Below are 18,728 nucleotides of genomic sequence, written 5' to 3' on the forward strand. Positions count from 1 at the left end.
TATGCAAAGTTACGAGTATATTATTAGTACAGATAAGTACAATATTGATTTTATAAATAAAGTTGTAGAAGCTTATGAAGGTTTAGCTATAATAAGAACTCTTGATAGGAAAGAGGGATTAATAAAACTATTAACTAATACTTATTTTATAAATGATGTTAATTTATTAATTGATAAATTTAGAAAAAATGGTGTAGAGATGACAATACTTGAAGAAAGAATATGGAAAGGAGAATTATAATGCAAGATTATTACCTAGAGTTAGTTAATTTTTGGTTAGAGAACTTAACAGGTTCAAGGGGAAATTATGATATTACTATTCAGGTTAAAGAAAAAAATTATTATATAGATATATTTGCAAATAAGAATGAAATAGGTAAAATTATAGGTAAAAATGGTAAGATAATTACTAGTTTAAGAAACCTTGTAGGTTCTATTGCTAACAAGAATAAAGATAATGTTACTTTAAAAATAAGTGAGAAAATAATATAGTTAAAAAGTCTAGTAAAATAGGCTTTTTTAGTTTGTAAAACAATATAAACTGTGGTATAATTTTTATATAAAATATATTGTGCAAGGGAGTTTTTATTATGGAAAATAAGATTACAAAAGGACTATATCCAGAATTAGTATTTGAATTTTTTGAAAAAATTTCTGAAATACCAAGAGGTTCAGGTAAAGAAAAACAAATTAGTGATTGGTTAGTTAATTTTGCTAAAGAAAGAAATCTTGAAGTACATCAAGATAAATATCATAATGTAATAATAAAGAAAAATGCAACATCAGGATATGAAAAATATCTTCCTTTAATTATACAGGGTCATATAGATATGGTTTGGGAAAAAAATAAAGATGTTAATTTTGATTTTGAAACACAGGGTATTAAATTAAAAATAGAAGATGGATTTTTAAAAGCAGATGGAACTACCCTTGGTGCAGACAATGGAATAGCTGTAGCTATGGCACTTGCATTATTAGATTCTAAAGATATAGAACATCCAGCTTTAGAAATACTTTTAACTTCAGATGAAGAAGTTAATATGAGTGGAGCTGAAAATGTTGATATAACGAGATTAAAAGCTAAAAAAATGATTAATCTTGATACAGAAGAAGTAGGTGCTATTTATGTAAGTAGTGCTGGAGGAGCAAGTATTAAACTAACAACTGAAGTTGATAATTTCAAGTTAGAATCAGATGATAATATATATGTATTAGAAATTTTAGGATTAAAAGGTGGACATTCTGGAGCAGAAATACATTTAAAATTGGGTAATTCAATTAAAATATTAATGGAAGCTTTAAAACATCTTGAATTGAAATTAAACTATGAATTAATAATGTTTGATGGTGGTAATAAAGATAATGCTATACCTAGAGAAGCAGTCGCATATATTTCAACGAAGGCTTCAAAAGAAGAAATTTCTGAATTAATGGATAAATTTATTGATGTTAAAGTTGAGGAATATAAGGAGGAGGAAAGCAATTTAAGATACGAATTAAATTATATAACAGATAAAACACTAAGAAAAATATCTGAAAGAGAAACTAAAAAACTTGTAGCATTATACAATGAATTTCCTCATGGTGTAAGAACTATGAGTAAAAATATAGAAGGTTTAGTTCAAACTTCATTAAATTGTGGAGTATTAAAAACAGAAACAATAGGAGATAAGACAATTTTTAGAGTAAATTCATTATTAAGAAGTTCGGATATAAAAGAATTAGATGAATTACAAGAATTTTTAATCGATTTAGGTAAAAAATATGAAACTTATGGTGAAAAAGTTCCTTCTTTCTACCCATGGGAATATAAAGAAAATTCAACTTTAAGAGAATTAGCTACTAAAGTATTTAAAAATAAATATGGAAAAGACATTGAAATTAAAGCAATACATGCAGGTCTTGAATGTGGTTTATTTACGGAAAAAATAAAAGATTTAGATGTAATTTCATTTGGACCTAATATATTTGGTGCTCATACTCCTGATGAAAAAATGGAGATAGAAAGTGTAGCTCTAACATGGGATTATTTATTACAAATTTTAAGAGAATATAATTTAGTTGATTAAGTATGAAAAAATTAAAAATTGATGAAATCGTTGTTGTTGAAGGAAGAGATGATGTAACTAGATTATCTCAAGTAATAGATGCAACAATAGTGCAATTAAATGGAAGTACAGGACTTAGTAGAGAAAAAATATCATATATTAATGAATTGTCAAAGAGAAAAGGTATTTTACTTTTTACTGATCCTGACTTCACTGGAAAAAAAATTAGAGAAAAAATAAATAAAAATGTTGAAGGTAAAGTTGTTAACATATATGTTTCCAGGGAAGAAGCTACAAAAAATGGGGATATAGGAGTTGAAAACATTGATGATGAGAAAATATATAATATATTTAATGAGTATTTATCGACTAAATTAGTAATTGATGATAATAATGAAAAATATGTATATGATATAAATAAATTACTTGAAAATGGGTTGATAGGAGATAGATTATCTAAGTTAAAAAGAGAAATTCTAGGAGACATATTAAAAATAGGTTATTATAACTCTAAAGGTCTATTATCTATGTTAAATTGTATGAATATACCATATGTTGATTTTGATAATGCAATACTTATGATGAATAAAAAAATAGATAAAAAGGAAAAAGTAGGAATTATTTTTGGTAAATTTATTCCAATGCATATGGGACATGTTAATTTTATTAAATATGCTTCAAATGAAGTAGAAAAATTACATGTATTGTTATGTGTTGAAAAAGACAGAGATTTTAATTTGTTGATTAATTCAAGTTTACCAAAGATTTTGACTGAAAATGATAGATTCTATTATTTAAAAAAAGAAGTAGAAATGCTCCCTAATGTTGAGGTTCATATATTAAGAGAAGAGGGAATAGAATATTATCCTAATGGTTGGAAAGAGTGGACAGATAGGGTTGTTAAACTACTTAAAGAGAATAATATTAAAATTAATACAGTTTTTACAAATGAGTTAGAGGATAAAATAAATTATGAAAAATATTTTGTAGATAATGAAGTATTTTCAAAAGAATTAGATGTTCATTTAACAGATCCTGAAAGATTTGAATACAATGTTTCAGCTACAAAGATAAGAAGAGATTTTGAAAAATATAAAGTATATTTACCTAAGTCATTACAAGATTTTTTCAGAAGATAAAAAGTTATAAAAAAAATTGACAAATATAATGTATTATGATAGAATTAGAAAGCTGATATAAAATCAGTATCTGTATTACCAATACAAATTTTTATATTGGGAGGAATGAAAATGAGAGTACAAGTTATTTTAGAATGCACTGAAACAAAGTTAAGACATTATGTTACAACTAAGAACAAAAAAACTCATCCTGAAAGAATTGAGTTAAGAAAATACAACCCAGTGTTGAAAAGATATTCTCTATATAGAGAAGTAAAATAATCATTTAAAATAGGCCAGTAGTTCAATGGTAGAGCGTCGGTCTCCAAAACCGAATGTTGTAGGTTCGAGTCCTATCTGGCCTGCCATTTTAAGAATGTGGAGTTAATATATGAAAAAAGAGAAAATGAATTTATTTAATCAAATAATAGCTGAGTATAAGCAAGTACAATGGCCAAATAAGGCTGAAGTGTTTCAAGTTACTATAGTAGTATTATTAATAACTTTATTTGTTTCTTTGATGATATTAATATTTGATTTTGGCTTTACAACATTTATGTATAGATTTTCAAGTATTGTAAAATCGGTATTTAATTAGGGAGCTGAAGATTAATGATAATAGAAAATAAAGAATATGTTAAAAAATGGTATATAATTCATACTTATTCAGGATACGAAAAAAAAGTAAAAACTGATTTAGAAAAAAGAATTATGTCAGAGGATTTAACTGATAAAGTTTTTAGGATATTAGTACCTGAAGAAAAAGTATTTGAAGAGAAAAAAGGTAAAATGGTACCAGTGTTTAGAAAAATATTCCCTAGCTATGTACTAGTTGAAATGTTAGCATTTAGAGATGTTACAGAAGACTCAGTAAGCTATAGAGTAGACAGTAGAGCATGGTATATAATACGTAATACTAATGGTGTTACAGGTTTTGTTGGTGTTGGTTCTGATCCATTGCCAATGGATGAAAAAGAAGTTGAAGATATATTCAGTAAGATGAGTAATGAAGACTTCCAAGAAAGATCTAACTATGAAGTTGGAGATTATGTAAAAACTTTAGATGGAATAGAAGGAACAGTTGAGCATATAGATTATATCGCTAAACAAGTTAAAATAGTAATTCAAGTAGGAAGCAGACCTACAACATTAACTTTAGGATTAAATGAAGTTACTAAATTTTAGAATTATATAGTAATAAAAGTGGGAGATTTAATATTCAGTTACCACAAAGGAGGAAAATAAAAAATGGCTAAAAACAATAAAGAAGTCGTGGATAAAGTAAAATTACAATTAAGTGCTGGTAAAGCAAACCCTGCACCACCAGTTGGGTCAGCATTAGGACCAAAAGGGATTAATATTCCTGAGTTTTGTAAACAATTTAATGCACAAACACAAGATAAACCTGGGTTTATAATTCCAGTAGAAATTTCAATCTATGCAGATAGAAGTTTTAGTTTCGTATTAAAAACACCACCTGCATCAGATTTATTAAAAAAGGCTGCAAAAGTTGAAAAAGGAGCACAAAATTCTGTTAAAGATGTAGCTGGAAAAATTTCAAAAGCTCAATTACAAGAAATTGCTGAAACTAAAATGCCTGATTTAAATGCTGCAACTGTAGAAGCAGCTATGAATATTATTGCTGGAACAGCAAGAAGTATGGGAATTAAAATAGAAGACTAATAATATGAAATTAAGTGGGAGATAAAAATTTCAATTACCACAGAGGAGGAAAAAATAATGTCAAAAAAAGGGAAAAGATATAATGAAATTTCTCAAAAAGTAGATAAATTAAAAATCTACACACCAGAAGAAGCTTTAGAATTAGTGTTTGATACAAAAAGTGCTAAATTTATAGAAACAGTTGAGTTAGCTATTAGATTAGGAGTAGATCCAAGACATGCTGATCAACAAGTTAGAGGTACAGTTATTTTACCTCATGGAACTGGAAAAATAGTTAAAATTTTAGTAATAACTTCAGGAGAAAATATTGATAAAGCATTAGCAGCAGGAGCAGATTTTGCTGGAGATGAAGAATATATTAATAAAATTTCTGCTGGATGGATGGATTTTGATTTAGTTATAGCAACTCCAGACATGATGCCTAAATTAGGAAAATTAGGAAGAATTTTAGGAACTAAAGGATTAATGCCTAATCCTAAATCAGGAACTGTTACAACTAATGTTGCTCAAACAGTTGAAGAATTTAAAAAAGGTAAAGTTGCATTTAAAGTTGATAAATTAGGATCAATTCATTTACCTATAGGAAAAGTAAATTTTGAAAAAGAACAAATAATTGAAAACTTTAAAGTTGCTTTAAGTCAAATTATTAAATTAAAACCTGCAGCTTCAAAAGGACAATATTTAAGAACAATTGCTATCTCATTAACTATGGGACCTGGAGTTAAAATTGATCCATTATTAGCAGCTGGATTTTCAAACAAATAATATAAAAATATAAAAATAAGAGAATTTCTAATATGAAATTCTCTTTTTTAATTTATTTTTTCTGAAATAAATATTCTTTACTTTCATTATATTCTATTTCTATACCATATTTAATAAAATGTTCGTCAATTATTGAATATATTAATGGATCAACTGTGGTTGTTATTTTACTACCATCTAAATTTTTTATTTGAAGACAACTAGTACCACAAGCATCTTTTAATGATAACCTATATCCATATTCAAATAATAATTTATTAGCTTCAATTATGTGATCAAATATTATTGCCATTATTTAGTACCGAAGATTCTATCTCCAGCATCTCCTAATCCTGGATAAATATATTTATTTTCATTTAATCCCTTATCTATTGAAGCAATGTATAAATCAACATCATCATGCTTATCTTTTATAGCTAATATTCCTTCTGGTGCTGCTATAATTGATAATATAGAAATATTTTTAACACCTAATGATTTTAAATAGTCTATAGTGTAAATTATAGAACCACCTGTTGCAAGCATAGGATCAACAATTAATACTTTACTTTCAACAACATTAGAAGGCATTTTAGCGTAATAATATACAGGTTCAAAAGTTTCTTCATTTCTATAAACCCCTAAATGTCCAACTTTTGCATTAGGTATATGTGCAAGTAATGCATCAACCATACCTAATCCAGCTCTTAATATAGGAACTATAGTTACTGGTTCATCTAATACTTGAGTGATTGTTTCTTGTATAGGTGTTTTAACTGTAATATTTTTTAATTTTAAATCTTTTGTAGCTTCATAAACCATTAATGATGCAATTTCATTTAAACTTTCTCTAAATAATTTTGTATCAGTTTCGATGTTTCTTAAAATTGACAATTTGTGGCTTATAAGTGGGTGTTTGTATTCAAAAATTGCCATAATATTCCTCCTATATTTTTGTGATTTTAAAAAAACAGAATTACTAAAAGAGTAATTCTGCACTATATTATAAATTGTATTTTTTCTTAAATTTATCAACTCTTCCAGTTTCGTCAACAAATTTGAACTTACCTGTATAAAACGGGTGAGAAGTTGAACTTATTGCAACTTTAATTACTGGATATTCTTGTCCTTCAAATTCAACAGTTTCTTTAGTCATTTTAGTAGATTTTCCTAAAAATCTTTCACCATTACTTGTATCTTCAAAAACAACTAATCTGTATTCTGGGTGTATACCTTTTTTCATGTTACGGACTCCTTTCATAAAATTTATATAATTTATGAATATATTATAACACTTATATTTGTGTATAAATATACAAATGAGTAACTTATGCGTTTAAAGATTGAACTTTAGTTGCTAATCTTGATTTTGTTCTTGAAGCAGTATTTTTCTTTAATACACCTTTTGTCACTGCTTTATCAAGCTCTTTATAAGCTACAGATAATGCTGCCTTAGCATCATCAATATTTTTAGAATCTATTGCTACTAAAACTTTTTTAACAAAAGTTTTTACTCTACTTGTGATTGCTTGATTTCTTAATCTATTTCTTTCACCAATAATGATTCTTTTTTTAGATGATTTAGTATGTGCCATTCTGTTTTCCTCCTTTATACACAATTTAACAAATTATTTTAACATTTTTAGTAGTTAAAATCAAGTCTTTTTTTATTAAAATATATTTGATATAATTTTATTAGGTGAAAATATGATAGAAAAAATATATGATATATTATATTCAGATTATAATTTTGAAAAAAGAGAAAATCAAATTAATATGTCTAATATAATAAAAAAAGGTATTGATAATGATGCTCCAGTATTAATTGAAGCTGAAACAGGTTCTGGTAAAACTTTAGGATATTTAATACCTACAATAGATTTTGCATTAAAAGAAAATAAGAAAATTGTAATTTCTACTAATACTTTAAATCTTCAAGATCAAATCTTAAATAAAGAGTTACCACTTTTGAAAAAAATTTTTGGATCCAAAATGAAATACACTTTAATTAAAGGGAGAAATAACTATGTGTGTAAAAGAAAACTACAAAATTTAGTTATGAAGTCTGATGATAAAAAATATATTGATTTAATAAATGCAGTAAAGAATTCTTTAACTGGAGATAGAAGTGATATTAAATACAAGATAAGTAATGATTTATGGAATGAAATAAAATCTGATAAGGATAGTACGTTTGCTACAAAATGTCCGTATTATAAATCTTGTTATTTTTATTCTTCAAGAAGTAAGAATGAATACTACAATATTTTTATAGTTAATCATCATATTTTATTACTTGATCACATTATTAAACAAAATAATAATGCAGGACTTATACCGAAATATGATTTAGTAGTTATTGATGAAGCTCATAATCTTGAAAATGTTATAAGAAAATATTTTTCTATGACCTTTAATTTTAAGGAAGTATTTAAAAATATAGGAAAGCTATATTCAAATAATGCTAAAGATATAGAAAATGCAGGTTTGATTGCTAAAATTATAATAAATATTTCTGAAAAATCTAATGATTTTTTAGTTGATGAATTAAAAGAAATATTTTTCTTAAATATAGATAATATATACTATTCTTTAGTTGAACTAAGAAAAAAAATAGTTGAAAGATATACTAATTTAAATCAAATTGGAATATTAACTAAGGATATATATAATTTGAATGTTGAAAATATATTAGAAAAAGTGTTTAGCAGTAATTTAATTTTGAAAAAAGAGGTATATAGATTAATTAATTTTTTGGAAGAAAGAGATGATTTAGACGTTGATAATCTTAGATTATTGTTATCAAATGCCTATAATAATCTGGAAGAGCATTTAAATACTTTGCAGGAAATATTTAAATTAGATTATTCAAAGTATATATATTGGATTAATTTAGATACGGATAATGTATTTCCAATTATTAATGCTACACCTTATATGATTTCTGAAGAATTTGGTTATAATTTTATAGAAAAATTAAGGAAAGTAATATTACTTTCAGCTACTTTAACTGTAGGAGGTAATTTTAATTATATAAAGAAAAGTTTAGGATTAAAGGATTTAATAGAGGAGAATATACCATCAGAATTTGATTATGCAAGTAATATGAATATATATTTGCCTGATGATTTACCATTACCTAGTGAAAATAACTTTAATGAAAATGTTACAAAATTTATTCTTGATTATGCTGAAAAGAATAATGGTAAATGCTTTGTTTTATTTACATCATATAAAGATTTGAAATTTGTAAGTAATTATCTTAATAAACATAGTGATGTATTAAATGTTTTAACCCAGGGTGAATATGAGATAATGGAATTGATAAGAATGTTTAGAGAAAAAGAAAATTCTATTTTACTTGGTACATATAGTTTTTGGGAAGGTGTAGATGTTCAAGGAGAGGCACTTAGTAATGTAATAATATTTAAATTACCATTTCAAGTTCCTGATGATCCTATTGTTAGTAGTATTTGTGATAGATTAAATGAGCTAAATCCAAATAGTGCATTTAGAGAATTTCAATTACCATATGCTGTTCTTAAAATGAAGCAAGGTGTGGGAAGATTAATAAGATCTAAAGAGGATAGAGGTAATATTATTATTCTAGATAAAAGAATACATAAAAAGAACTATGGTAAAATTATTTTAAAATCTCTACCTAAAGGAAATGTAGAAATACTAAATACAGAGGAGATACTCTTAAAATAGATTTTAAATAAAATTTATGGTATAATGTATCAATATAATAGGAGTTGAGGTAGATAATGAAAATTAGTTTTTTAGGAAAGATATTACAAATAAATATAGTTAACGATAAAATGGAACAAAAAGAGTCTATTTTAAAAAAACTTTTTAAACAAAATGTTCATAGAAGAATAATAATGTATATTTTTACAGTTTCTATATTCTTCATTTTTATGTTGATAAATAATAATTCAAACAATTATGCTATAGGAACTATAGCTAAAAAAGATGTTATTGCACATAAGGATGTAAGTTATAGTAAGGATATACTTGATGATGAATTAAAAAGAAAAATCAAACAAAATACAACACCTGAGTATGATGAAATAAAAAATGTTGCTAAAAATCAACTAGATAGATTAGATCAATTTTTACAGAATGTAAATCAAATTGATTTAAATAAAGATAATGAAATATTGAAATTTATAAAAACAAATAATTTAAGATTGAATATAAATGATGTAAGAACTATAGGTATTAGTAAAAGTGTAAAATATTATTTATTCTTATCTAATGTTTTAGAAGAAATATATAAAAATGGTGTAGTACATAAGTCAGATTTTAATAAAATACTTGCAGAGAAACAAATAGTTTTAACGAATGAAGAAAAAAAAATATTATTAAACTTCATAGAACCTAATTTAGAAATTAATAAGTTTAAGACATTAGCTAAAATAGAAAAAAATATGGAAAGTTTAAAGAATAATGTTGTTGTAGTTGAAAAAGGAGATATTGTATTAAAAGAAGGAACAGTTATTACTGATTCGATTTATGATAAATTGAAAAATTTAGGTTATGTTTACAAAAGTGATGGGGTATATAGAATAGTAGGTGAAATAATATTATTTGTAATATTATCAGGTATATTCTTTAATTATTCTGTTAAATATTTAAAAGAAGATTTTGTATCAAAATCATTCTATCCATTATTATTAACATTAATTTTTAGTAATAGTATTTATTTGATTTTGTATAATAATAACAATTTGAAGTATCTAGTTCCATATCTTTTAACGGCTATTATAGCAAGTGTTCTTGTTAAGAATTGGGTTTTTACTATATCACTTATAACATTTAATTATATATTTGTTTTAGAGGATTTAAAATGGATATTTGCAGTTATTTTTTTAAGTATATTAACAATATATATTAATAAGTCAGTAACAAGTAGAAATGAAATAGTTAAAAATAGTATATATATAGGAATGATACAGAGTTTGATTTCATTTTCTATAGGATTAATATCAAATATTAACTTAATACAAATTATACCTACTGTTATTTTATCGTTGGTATCTGGATTAATTATGGGTATAGTTTCTTTAGGATTACTACCATATTTTGAAAATACATTTAAAATACTTACTGATATTAAATTACTGGAATTATCTAATTTTTCTAATCCATTACTGAAAAATTTATTACTTACAGCACCTGGGACATTTCACCATAGTTTAATGGTTGGTGCTCTTTCAGAAGCAGGGGCAGAGGCGGTAGATGCCAATCCAATATTATGTAGAGTTGCTGCATATTATCATGATATAGGTAAGATGAAAAGACCAGAATATTTTGTTGAAAATCAATATGGTATAGAAAACCCACATAATAATTTAAAACCTACACTTAGTGCATTGATTATTATATCACATGTTAAAGATGGTTATATATTAGGAAAGAAATATAATTTACCGGATGAAATATTAAATGTTATTTTATCTCATCATGGAAATACTTTAGTACAGTATTTCTATTATAAAGCATTAGAAAATAAAGAAACAGTTATTGAAAGTGACTTTAGATATGAAGGACCAAAACCTACTACTAAAGAATCAGGTATAGTTATGCTAGCTGATACTATAGAAGCTGCTGTAAGAGCAAATGCTGATAAAAGTGCAGAAAATGTTGAGAAAATAGTAAGGTATTTAATTAAGTCAAAAGTTGAAGATGGACAACTTTCAGAATGCGATATGACTATGAATGAAATTGAAAAGGTTACAAAGGCATTTTTAAATATTATTCGTGGAATATATCATGAAAGAATACAATATAAGAGAGGAAATTAATATGTTAAATTTAGATATCAGTGTTCAAGATATATGTGATAAAGAATATATTAATGAAGATAAAATATTAGAGTTTACAGAATTTGTAATTAAAGGAGAAAGAGAAGATTATTTAGATAGAGAATTATATATATCTTTACTATTAACTGATAATAAAAATATACAAGAAATTAATAGAGAATATAGAGATAAAGATACCCCTACAGATGTTATTTCATTTGCATATAATGAAACTGAAAATTTTGGAGGAGTAGAAGTAATAGGTGATATAGTAATTTCACTTGATAGAGTTGAAGAGCAATGTAAAGAATATAACCATAGTGTAATTAGAGAATTTTATTATGTTTTAGTTCACGGATTATTACATATATTAGGTTATGATCATATTGAAGAAAATGATAAGAAGGTAATGAGAGAAAAAGAAGAATATTACCTATCTAAATTTAATTATACGAGGTAAATATGAAGCATATAAAAAATTCGCAAATTGATAGTTTTAATAATGCAATTAATGGAATATTACACGCTATTAAAAGTGAAATTCATATGAAAATACACATGTTTTTTGCGATTACGGTATTAATATTAAGTTTAATAATTGATATTAGTAAATTTGAAATTATGTTAATAATAATTATGATAACGTTAGTAATTTTTTCAGAAATGTTAAATACAGCCTTAGAAAAAATTGTAGATTTAGTTTCACCAGAATATAGTGAAGTAGCTAAAATTGTTAAAGATGTATCAGCAGGAGCAGTTTTAATAAATGCTATAGGTTCTGTTTGTGTAGGTTATTTAATTTTTTATGATAGGTTGATAGCATTGTATTTTAATGGCGATAATTTTTTTAAATTAGTTGGTAGAATAGGTAATGTTACTATGATAATTATAACATTGGTATCAATAGCTGTTATATTAATAAAATCATATTTAAGAAAAGGAACATCATTAGAAGGAGGAATGCCTAGTGGACATTCTTCTATTGCTTTTGCTATACTTGCTATTGTAATGTTTTTAACTAGTGATGCTAGAATTATTGTATTAGTTCTTTTAATGGCATTATTAGTTGCACAAAGTAGAGTAAAATCTAAAATACATACATTAAGTGAAGTTGTAGCAGGAGCTATTTTAGGTTTTAGTATTAGTTTTTTGATTTTAGAAATATTATATAGATTTGGAACTTTGATAAATTAAAGGAGAGAGAAAAAATGATTATTTTTGGACATAAAAATCCTGATACAGATGCTATCTGTTCAGCTATAGTTTATTCACATTTAAAAGGAGATTTAGGAATTAAAGCAGAAGCTAAAAGAATTGGTGAAATAAATGAAGAAACAAAGTTTGCGTTAAATTATTTTGGCATTGAAGCACCTGAGTTTATTGGCAATGTTGCAGGAGAATCTATTATACTTGTTGATCATAATGAAAGAACACAAACAGCAGATGGATTTGAAGAAGCTAAAGTTTTAGAAGTAATAGATCATCATAGAATTGCTAATTTTAATGTATCTGATCCACTATATATGAGAGTTGAACCTGTTGGATGTACTTCAACTATTTTATTTGATATGTATAAAGAAAATAATATTAAGCCATGTAAGAAAATGGCAGGTTTAATGTTAAGTGCAATAATTTCAGATACTTTATTATTTAAATCACCAACTTGTACTCCAAAAGATGTGGTGGCTGGTAAAGAACTTGCTAAAATTGCTGAACTTGATTTAAAAGAATATGGTTTAGAAATGTTAAAGGCTGGAACAAATTTATCTTCAAAAACAGAAGTTGAATTATTAAATATGGATATGAAAATGTTTAAGGTAGAAGGTATTAAGATGTCTATAGCACAAGTAAATTCAGTAAATGAAGCTGAAATGCTTGAAAGGAAAGAAAAATTATTAGTTGAAATGAAAAATTTAATTGAAAAAGAAAAAGCAACTTTTATGTTATTTGTTATTACAAATATTTTAACTAATGATTCAATTGGTTTAGTAGTTGGTAATAATTTAGATATAGTTGAAAAAGCATTTAATGAAAAAATAGATAACAATACTATAATATTGAAAAAAGTTGTTTCAAGAAAAAAACAAGTAGTTCCACCGTTAACAGAAGCAATTAAAAATAGATAAAATATTTACTTGAAAATTTTATTTTGCTATGTTATAATAGCTTTGAATTTATACTAAGGATATATATTTGCCTAATATATGCTTGGTTTAAATAATATGAATTTAGGAGGAAATAAAAATGGCAATGAAACCAAAATCACAAATTATTGCAGAATTTGGAAAAGATGAAAAAGATACAGGATCAGCTAATGTTCAAGTAGCAATTTTAACAGAAAGAATTTCACACTTAACAGAACACTTAAAAGTACATTTTAAAGATGTTCATTCAAGAGCAGGGTTATTGAAATTAGTTGGTAAAAGAAGAAGATTATTAAACTATATTAAAAATAGAAACTTAGATGAATATAGAGAATTAATTGAAAAATTAGGAATTAGAAAATAATAAAAAGGAACGTAATGTTCCTTTTTAAATTTAATATATGGAGTAATAATGAGAAAAGGATTGAATTTAACAGAAGGAAGTATAGGAGTTAATTTATTTAAATTGGCATTTCCAATTATTTTAACTTCATTAATGTCTATATTATATAATCTTACTGATATAAAATTTATAAGTTATTATCTTGGAGACGATGCAGTAAGTTCTGCAACAGCTGCAAGCTTTTATATAGGTTTAAGTTATTCTTTGTTATTTATAACAAAAAATGGAGTACAAATATATGTGGCACAGTCTATAGGTGCTAATAGAAAAAATTCAGCTAAAAGATATGCAAGAGTTTCATTAATTATTTCTGTTATTTTTTCAGTGTCATATGGATTAATTACATATATATTTGCAGAACAATTAATAAAAATGGTGGGAGTTAAAAGTCCACAGTATCTATACCCAGCTATTGATTTTTTGAGAATATCTTCATTTGGATTTATATTCTTATTTTTATCACAAAATTTATCAGCTATTATTAATGGACAAGGAGATACTTTGGGTCCTTTTATTTTTCTTTCATCAGGAGTAATATTAAATATATTTCTTGATTATCTATTTTTAGGAATATTTCCATTTGGAATAAAAGGAGCTGCAATAGCAACTATATTTTCTCAAGTAATATCAGTTATTTTATTATTTATGTATTTAAAGAGAAAAAATTCTGTGTTTAGAAATATGAAATTCTTTAAATTAGATGATATTAAATTTTATAGAAAGATAATAAAATTAGGATTACCTAGTGGTATAAGTCAAGCACTATTTACTTGCATTTCTATTATCATTGCCAAAATGATAGCAGATGTAGATGAAAGTATTTTAGGAGTACAAAGATTAGGAATACAATTTGAATCTTTTTCGTGGAACATTGCAGGAGGATTTGCAGCGGCAGTAGCAACATTTATAGGACATAATTATGGTGCAGGTAAATACGATAGAATTTTTAGAATATATAAGGTATCTATTATGAGTATTTCAGGATTCTGTCTAGTACTTACAGCTATATTTGTATTTTTTGCTAGACCACTTTATTCTATGTTCTTTATGGATGCTAGACTTATAGAAGAGGGTATTAAATATCTGACAATTATCGGATTAGCACAAGTTCCACAAGGGATAGAAATTATTACAACAGGAGCATTTAATGGTGTAGGAAAAACTAAAGAACCTAATATTATAGGTATAGTTGGAAGTAGTTTGAGAATACCCATAATTATGATTACATTACCTATATTTGGTTTATTATCAATTTGGTGGACTATACATTTTTCAATGCTATTTAAGGGAATAGTTTCTGTAATGGTATTTATTATTGCATGGAGAAAACAAATGGAGTATATGAAAATTACTTTAGAAATATAAAGAAAAATTTCTTAAATATATATCTTATAAAAAAACCTATTTAATAGGTTTTTTTATATTAAAAATATCACATAAAGTTGAATTTTGACAAAAAAGTCAGGGGGGGTGTATAATTTTAAAATAAGTATATGAAAATTTAATGTATAAATATAAAAAGGAATAAAGAGAAGGAATGAATAAAACACAGGAGTTAAGAAGACATTTAAAAAGTTCTTTAAAGGAAAAAGTAAGTATAAATGATAGAACAGTTATACGGTATATGATGTTAGGTTTTATAGGAGTAACAACAATATCTCATGGTGCATGGTTAGCAATAAATGATGGTACTGGGACTGTTGGAAAATCAGGCAGCTCTAGCAATGATGGGGAAAATAATAGTAAAAACAATATAATATTATCAAAATATGATAACGCATATAATACGGAACATTCAGTAATAATAGGTGCTGGAGGAAAAACATATGGTAAGGGGTTAGAAAATGTAGTAATAGGATTTAATGCAAAATCAGAAAATAAACAAAGTGTAGTAATAGGAGCTAATACAAAGTCAGATTTGCAAAATTCTGTAGTTCTTGGTTCTCATGCATATGTTTATCAAAATCATTTTAATACTAGTAATGGTGTAAGTAAAGATGATGGACAAGGAGTTTCTATAGGGAACTCTGTTTTTTCTACTGGACAAGCAACATCTGTAGGTAATAACACTTATGCTATAGGAAGATCTTCTATAGCAATAGGTAATGATGATGTATCTTCATATACTCAACCAGTTACAGATCATGATTATAAGGAATATTTTAAAAAACTTTATGAGAAAATAGATAAAAAAGGAGAAGTGTATGGTTATGTAAGCAATGGACAAGGAAAAACTGATGATAAAAAACATAAATACTCACCAACACTAGCCCAAGGACATGGATCAGTAGCCTATGCTCCAAATTCAGTAATACTAGGAATAAACTCACGTCTATGGGGAGATGGAGGAGACTCTATTATCATAGGAAATGATGCCCTTATAACTGATTTAAAAAAAGATGGTAAAGTAGTAGATGGTCATAATGGGAAATCAGTATTAGCATTAGGAAATAAAACGAATGCAACATTAGATAACTCAGTAGCTTTAGGATATCTATCAGCAACAGATTACACACAAGCAGATTTAAATAAGCCAGGATATACAGCAAAAGGATCATATTCAATACCAAGTTCTGCTAAGGTAGGAGTAATCTCTGTAGGTAAAAAAGGACATGAAAGAAGAATAATAAATGTAGCTAGTGGATATAGGGATTCAGATGCAGTAAATGTAGCTCAACTTAAAACATTAGAAGATAGATTAGTAGAACATAATAAGAGATTAGAGAAGGCCAATAAAGACATAAAAGAGACAATAGAAGAATTAAAAGAGAGAATAAAGGCATTAGAGGAAATATAATAAAGACCCTTAGAGGTCTTTTTTATGTATAAATAAAAGTTGGACAAATATTCATTTTCAGCTTTTAGATAATTCTGACTGTATAACATTATACCAATTTAATAGAGAGTCGTTAATTTACTTATGAAAAAACTGCACCTCTAATCTTGTATTCAAGATTATGGGTGCAGTTAATATTATTTATGGTTTAAATTTTTTTTATTCTGCGTTATGGAATATAACATTTGATGTTGTGTATGCTTCAAATCCAGGATTATTTTTCATGAATTTAATGAAGCTTTCGGCATCAGGTAAGAATGAATCTGTACCTTCAGCAGCAGGATCTTTGAATAATTTTCCAAATGTAGCATAACCATCTTTACCAGATGCAATATAGTTGTTAGTTCCAACTACATACATTTTTTCAGGCATTACTTCTTCCCACATTTCAGTTTCTTTGTTGAATATTTCAGCTTTTACTATTCTCTTTCCGTTAGCATCAGGAGTTTCATTAGCTTCATATCTTATTCCAGCACCATATGGGAATGCTCCTGTAGATTTAGTTAAAGCAAAGTTAATTGCATCTTCTAATACTTGTAAAGTATCTGCTCCAGATATTTTAAATGTATATAGAGTGTTTCCGAATGGTAAGTAAGTGTATGCATCATTAAATGATATATTTCCAGAAAGTATATCAGCTCTTACTCCACCTGAATTTTGTATTACATAATCAACGAATTTTAATTCATTTAACATAGTTTCAGCAACGAATCTTGTAGCTATTGAACCATGTTCAGAAGCACCTTTTCTTCCAGGAATTCTGTTATTTGATCCACCAGGCATATTTGGACCTGATATTGAACCTATTACTTGTTTTGCTAATACATCTTTTTCAGCTTTATATTTAGCTAATATTTTAGAAGTATTTGGATCTTCTTTTGCAAATGATATTGATTTAATATCTTTTAAGTGTGATAAAACATTTTGTCTTTCTTTACCTTCTAATTCAGCCCATACTCCATCTTTATTTTTTGCTTTTAATTTATCAGTATGTAATAATACATAAGGATTTTTTCTAGTTATAGATGCTATACCATCTTTAGTGAAATGTATACCTAAATCTCCAACTACTCCTGAATAAGCCCATGCTTCAACTACGAATACAGGTTCTCCGTTAGGGTTTTTAAATTCTGTTGGATATTCATGTATTACAGGTAATTGTAATTTTCTTAATTCATCATTACCGTATAAGTAATGAGAATCACCTGTTATTATTATATCTATATCATTAACTTTTTGAGCTATTTCAAAGTTTTTTTCAGTACCAGCATGTGATAATAGTATAATTTTATTAATACCTTGTGATTTTAAAACATTTGCCATTATTTGTGCAGTAGCAACTTCATCATAGAATTTAATATCTTTACCTGGACTAGATGAATTTACAGTTTTACTTACTGTATCTAATCCTATTATTCCGATTTTTTCACCGTTAATAACTTTTATAGCATAAGGTTTCCATTTGTTATATAAGATAGAACTTTTATCAGGTAAAACATTTGCTGATAATACAGGTATTTTTAATGGTTCTAATAATTTTAATAATCCTTCATTACCTGCGTCAAATTCATGGTTACCTAAAGTGAAATAATCAAATTTACCTTCATTCATTACAGCAGCATCAGCTGAACCTCCAAATAATGTAAAGTATAGTGTACCTGTAATAGCATCTCCAGCATGTAATACTAATGGATTTTTACGAGTTCTTCTTAATTCTTTTATTTTTTGGTTTACTGCTGAGAATCCACCAATATTAACCTTTAATTGTTTACCATCAACTGTAATTCTTTGTTCAGTTGGTTCTAAGTAAGAATGGTGGTCATTGATGTGGATTATACTTAAGTCAATAGCTTTATTTGCTGAAAGACCAAGTGTTGAAACAGCTAATAATCCTGCTAATAATTTTTTGTTCATCTTTATCCTCCTAAATTTAATTCTTAAT

Annotated in this window: 22 protein-coding genes and 1 tRNA gene; 18 read left to right on the forward strand and 5 right to left on the reverse strand. The window is 26.1% G+C overall.

Translation table 11 applies throughout. The annotated features are described in order from the left end of the window. The first annotated feature begins 1 nt into the window (after position 1). The 10 genes from BUE91_RS03660 to rplA all read left to right on the forward strand — a co-directional run bounded on the left by BUE91_RS03660 (position 2) and on the right by rplA (position 5,614). Positions 2 to 241 carry a DUF4911 domain-containing protein gene (locus BUE91_RS03660; RefSeq protein ID WP_073507992.1) on the forward strand — a complete coding sequence of 80 codons (240 nt, stop codon included), beginning with the start codon at positions 2 to 4 and terminating at the stop codon, positions 239 to 241. Next, a complete protein-coding gene (locus BUE91_RS03665) occupies positions 241 to 492 on the forward strand; it encodes a KH domain-containing protein (RefSeq protein ID WP_073507993.1) in 252 nt (83 codons plus the stop codon). The genes BUE91_RS03660 and BUE91_RS03665 overlap by 1 nt, the downstream gene beginning before the upstream one ends. Before the next feature lie 98 nt (positions 493 to 590). After that, complete coding sequence (locus tag BUE91_RS03670; RefSeq protein WP_073507994.1) at positions 591 to 2,069, forward strand: aminoacyl-histidine dipeptidase; 1,479 nt, start codon at positions 591 to 593, stop codon at positions 2,067 to 2,069. A 2-nt stretch (positions 2,070 to 2,071) separates the two neighbouring features. Beyond that, positions 2,072 to 3,187: a ribonuclease M5 gene (rnmV, locus tag BUE91_RS03675; RefSeq protein WP_073507995.1), complete on the forward strand. Its 1,116-nt coding sequence runs from the start codon at positions 2,072 to 2,074 to the stop codon at positions 3,185 to 3,187. A 111-nt stretch (positions 3,188 to 3,298) separates the two neighbouring features. Beyond that, complete coding sequence (gene rpmG, locus BUE91_RS03680) at positions 3,299 to 3,448, forward strand: 50S ribosomal protein L33 (RefSeq protein ID WP_012858555.1); 150 nt, start codon at positions 3,299 to 3,301, stop codon at positions 3,446 to 3,448. An 11-nt stretch (positions 3,449 to 3,459) separates the two neighbouring features. Then, positions 3,460 to 3,534 (forward strand) — tRNA-Trp (locus BUE91_RS03685). A 23-nt stretch (positions 3,535 to 3,557) separates the two neighbouring features. After that, on the forward strand, positions 3,558 to 3,764 hold the full coding sequence (gene secE / locus BUE91_RS03690; protein WP_241497093.1) for a preprotein translocase subunit SecE: 207 nt from the start codon (positions 3,558 to 3,560) through the stop codon (positions 3,762 to 3,764). Positions 3,765 to 3,778: 14 nt separating this feature from the next. Next, the gene (locus BUE91_RS03695) at positions 3,779 to 4,351 is read left to right on the forward strand and encodes a transcription termination/antitermination NusG family protein (protein ID WP_066901534.1); all 573 of its coding nucleotides are present in this window, start codon (positions 3,779 to 3,781) and stop codon (positions 4,349 to 4,351) included. A 63-nt stretch (positions 4,352 to 4,414) separates the two neighbouring features. After that, positions 4,415 to 4,849, forward strand: coding sequence for a 50S ribosomal protein L11 (rplK, locus tag BUE91_RS03700; RefSeq protein ID WP_066901537.1), 435 nt, complete (start codon positions 4,415 to 4,417; stop codon positions 4,847 to 4,849). 57 nt (positions 4,850 to 4,906) lie between these two features. After that, positions 4,907 to 5,614: a 50S ribosomal protein L1 gene (gene rplA / locus BUE91_RS03705; RefSeq protein WP_073507996.1), complete on the forward strand. Its 708-nt coding sequence runs from the start codon at positions 4,907 to 4,909 to the stop codon at positions 5,612 to 5,614. Positions 5,615 to 5,666: 52 nt separating this feature from the next. On the opposite strand, the gene BUE91_RS03710 is transcribed toward rplA, so the two are convergent. From BUE91_RS03710 to rpsT, 4 genes are all read right to left on the reverse strand, one after another. Further along, positions 5,667 to 5,906 (reverse strand): RDAC family protein, encoded by a 240-nt coding sequence (locus BUE91_RS03710; RefSeq protein WP_066901541.1) that lies wholly within the window; start codon positions 5,904 to 5,906, stop codon positions 5,667 to 5,669. After that, positions 5,906 to 6,529: a uracil phosphoribosyltransferase gene (upp, locus tag BUE91_RS03715; protein WP_066901543.1), complete on the reverse strand. Its 624-nt coding sequence runs from the start codon at positions 6,527 to 6,529 to the stop codon at positions 5,906 to 5,908. Before upp ends, BUE91_RS03710 begins: the two co-directional genes overlap by 1 nt. 67 nt (positions 6,530 to 6,596) lie before the next feature. Next, the gene (locus tag BUE91_RS03720; protein WP_066901545.1) at positions 6,597 to 6,836 is read right to left on the reverse strand and encodes a type B 50S ribosomal protein L31; all 240 of its coding nucleotides are present in this window, start codon (positions 6,834 to 6,836) and stop codon (positions 6,597 to 6,599) included. Positions 6,837 to 6,921: 85 nt separating this feature from the next. Beyond that, positions 6,922 to 7,188 (reverse strand): 30S ribosomal protein S20, encoded by a 267-nt coding sequence (rpsT, locus tag BUE91_RS03725; protein WP_066901547.1) that lies wholly within the window; start codon positions 7,186 to 7,188, stop codon positions 6,922 to 6,924. A 112-nt stretch (positions 7,189 to 7,300) separates the two neighbouring features. On the opposite strand from rpsT, the gene BUE91_RS03730 reads away from it, so the two are divergent. The 8 genes from BUE91_RS03730 to BUE91_RS03765 all read left to right on the forward strand — a co-directional run bounded on the left by BUE91_RS03730 (position 7,301) and on the right by BUE91_RS03765 (position 16,747). Beyond that, the gene (locus BUE91_RS03730; protein WP_073507997.1) at positions 7,301 to 9,304 is read left to right on the forward strand and encodes an ATP-dependent DNA helicase; all 2,004 of its coding nucleotides are present in this window, start codon (positions 7,301 to 7,303) and stop codon (positions 9,302 to 9,304) included. 56 nt (positions 9,305 to 9,360) lie between these two features. Further along, positions 9,361 to 11,403, forward strand: coding sequence for an HD family phosphohydrolase (locus BUE91_RS03735; RefSeq protein ID WP_066901551.1), 2,043 nt, complete (start codon positions 9,361 to 9,363; stop codon positions 11,401 to 11,403). 1 nt (position 11,404) lies between these two features. Further along, the gene (gene ybeY, locus BUE91_RS03740) at positions 11,405 to 11,863 is read left to right on the forward strand and encodes an rRNA maturation RNase YbeY (RefSeq protein WP_066901565.1); all 459 of its coding nucleotides are present in this window, start codon (positions 11,405 to 11,407) and stop codon (positions 11,861 to 11,863) included. Positions 11,864 to 11,865: 2 nt separating this feature from the next. Then, entirely contained in the window at positions 11,866 to 12,597 is a 732-nt protein-coding gene (locus tag BUE91_RS03745) for a diacylglycerol kinase (RefSeq protein ID WP_073507998.1), read from the forward strand. Between the two features lie 14 nt (positions 12,598 to 12,611). After that, positions 12,612 to 13,529 (forward strand): manganese-dependent inorganic pyrophosphatase, encoded by a 918-nt coding sequence (locus tag BUE91_RS03750; protein ID WP_073507999.1) that lies wholly within the window; start codon positions 12,612 to 12,614, stop codon positions 13,527 to 13,529. A 118-nt stretch (positions 13,530 to 13,647) separates the two neighbouring features. Continuing rightward, positions 13,648 to 13,911: a 30S ribosomal protein S15 gene (gene rpsO, locus BUE91_RS03755; protein ID WP_066901559.1), complete on the forward strand. Its 264-nt coding sequence runs from the start codon at positions 13,648 to 13,650 to the stop codon at positions 13,909 to 13,911. A 48-nt stretch (positions 13,912 to 13,959) separates the two neighbouring features. Continuing rightward, a complete protein-coding gene (locus BUE91_RS03760) occupies positions 13,960 to 15,315 on the forward strand; it encodes an MATE family efflux transporter (RefSeq protein WP_066901561.1) in 1,356 nt (451 codons plus the stop codon). 172 nt (positions 15,316 to 15,487) lie between these two features. After that, positions 15,488 to 16,747 (forward strand): hypothetical protein, encoded by a 1,260-nt coding sequence (locus BUE91_RS03765; RefSeq protein ID WP_073508000.1) that lies wholly within the window; start codon positions 15,488 to 15,490, stop codon positions 16,745 to 16,747. Between the two features lie 198 nt (positions 16,748 to 16,945). Here the strand turns inward: BUE91_RS03765 and nadN are convergent, their stop codons facing one another. Then, positions 16,946 to 18,700 (reverse strand): NAD nucleotidase, encoded by a 1,755-nt coding sequence (gene nadN / locus BUE91_RS03770; protein ID WP_073508001.1) that lies wholly within the window; start codon positions 18,698 to 18,700, stop codon positions 16,946 to 16,948. Positions 18,701 to 18,728: the final 28 nt, after the last annotated feature.

The sequence above is a fragment of the Streptobacillus notomytis genome (assembly GCF_001902585.1).
Classification (GTDB): Bacteria; Fusobacteriota; Fusobacteriia; order Fusobacteriales; family Leptotrichiaceae; genus Streptobacillus; species Streptobacillus notomytis.

What these genes read in the sequence shown, in the direction of transcription:
- rpsT (WP_066901547.1), bottom strand. Translation starts at nt 7,188, where the DNA reads ATGGCACATACTAAATCATCTAAAAAAAGAATCATTATTGGTGAAAGA.
- BUE91_RS03720 (WP_066901545.1), bottom strand. Translation starts at nt 6,836, where the DNA reads ATGAAAAAAGGTATACACCCAGAATACAGATTAGTTGTTTTTGAAGAT.
- BUE91_RS03695 (WP_066901534.1), top strand. Translation starts at nt 3,779, where the DNA reads ATGATAATAGAAAATAAAGAATATGTTAAAAAATGGTATATAATTCAT.
- BUE91_RS03750 (WP_073507999.1), top strand. Translation starts at nt 12,612, where the DNA reads ATGATTATTTTTGGACATAAAAATCCTGATACAGATGCTATCTGTTCA.
- BUE91_RS03710 (WP_066901541.1), bottom strand. Translation starts at nt 5,906, where the DNA reads ATGGCAATAATATTTGATCACATAATTGAAGCTAATAAATTATTATTT.
- rplA (WP_073507996.1), top strand. Translation starts at nt 4,907, where the DNA reads ATGTCAAAAAAAGGGAAAAGATATAATGAAATTTCTCAAAAAGTAGAT.
- BUE91_RS03765 (WP_073508000.1), top strand. Translation starts at nt 15,488, where the DNA reads ATGAATAAAACACAGGAGTTAAGAAGACATTTAAAAAGTTCTTTAAAG.
- secE (WP_241497093.1), top strand. Translation starts at nt 3,558, where the DNA reads ATGAAAAAAGAGAAAATGAATTTATTTAATCAAATAATAGCTGAGTAT.
- BUE91_RS03665 (WP_073507993.1), top strand. Translation starts at nt 241, where the DNA reads ATGCAAGATTATTACCTAGAGTTAGTTAATTTTTGGTTAGAGAACTTA.
- BUE91_RS03735 (WP_066901551.1), top strand. Translation starts at nt 9,361, where the DNA reads ATGAAAATTAGTTTTTTAGGAAAGATATTACAAATAAATATAGTTAAC.
- nadN (WP_073508001.1), bottom strand. Translation starts at nt 18,700, where the DNA reads ATGAACAAAAAATTATTAGCAGGATTATTAGCTGTTTCAACACTTGGT.
- rpsO (WP_066901559.1), top strand. Translation starts at nt 13,648, where the DNA reads ATGGCAATGAAACCAAAATCACAAATTATTGCAGAATTTGGAAAAGAT.
- rplK (WP_066901537.1), top strand. Translation starts at nt 4,415, where the DNA reads ATGGCTAAAAACAATAAAGAAGTCGTGGATAAAGTAAAATTACAATTA.
- upp (WP_066901543.1), bottom strand. Translation starts at nt 6,529, where the DNA reads ATGGCAATTTTTGAATACAAACACCCACTTATAAGCCACAAATTGTCA.
- BUE91_RS03745 (WP_073507998.1), top strand. Translation starts at nt 11,866, where the DNA reads ATGAAGCATATAAAAAATTCGCAAATTGATAGTTTTAATAATGCAATT.
- BUE91_RS03730 (WP_073507997.1), top strand. Translation starts at nt 7,301, where the DNA reads ATGATAGAAAAAATATATGATATATTATATTCAGATTATAATTTTGAA.
- BUE91_RS03670 (WP_073507994.1), top strand. Translation starts at nt 591, where the DNA reads ATGGAAAATAAGATTACAAAAGGACTATATCCAGAATTAGTATTTGAA.
- ybeY (WP_066901565.1), top strand. Translation starts at nt 11,405, where the DNA reads ATGTTAAATTTAGATATCAGTGTTCAAGATATATGTGATAAAGAATAT.
- rnmV (WP_073507995.1), top strand. Translation starts at nt 2,072, where the DNA reads ATGAAAAAATTAAAAATTGATGAAATCGTTGTTGTTGAAGGAAGAGAT.
- rpmG (WP_012858555.1), top strand. Translation starts at nt 3,299, where the DNA reads ATGAGAGTACAAGTTATTTTAGAATGCACTGAAACAAAGTTAAGACAT.
- BUE91_RS03760 (WP_066901561.1), top strand. Translation starts at nt 13,960, where the DNA reads ATGAGAAAAGGATTGAATTTAACAGAAGGAAGTATAGGAGTTAATTTA.
- BUE91_RS03660 (WP_073507992.1), top strand. Translation starts at nt 2, where the DNA reads ATGCAAAGTTACGAGTATATTATTAGTACAGATAAGTACAATATTGAT.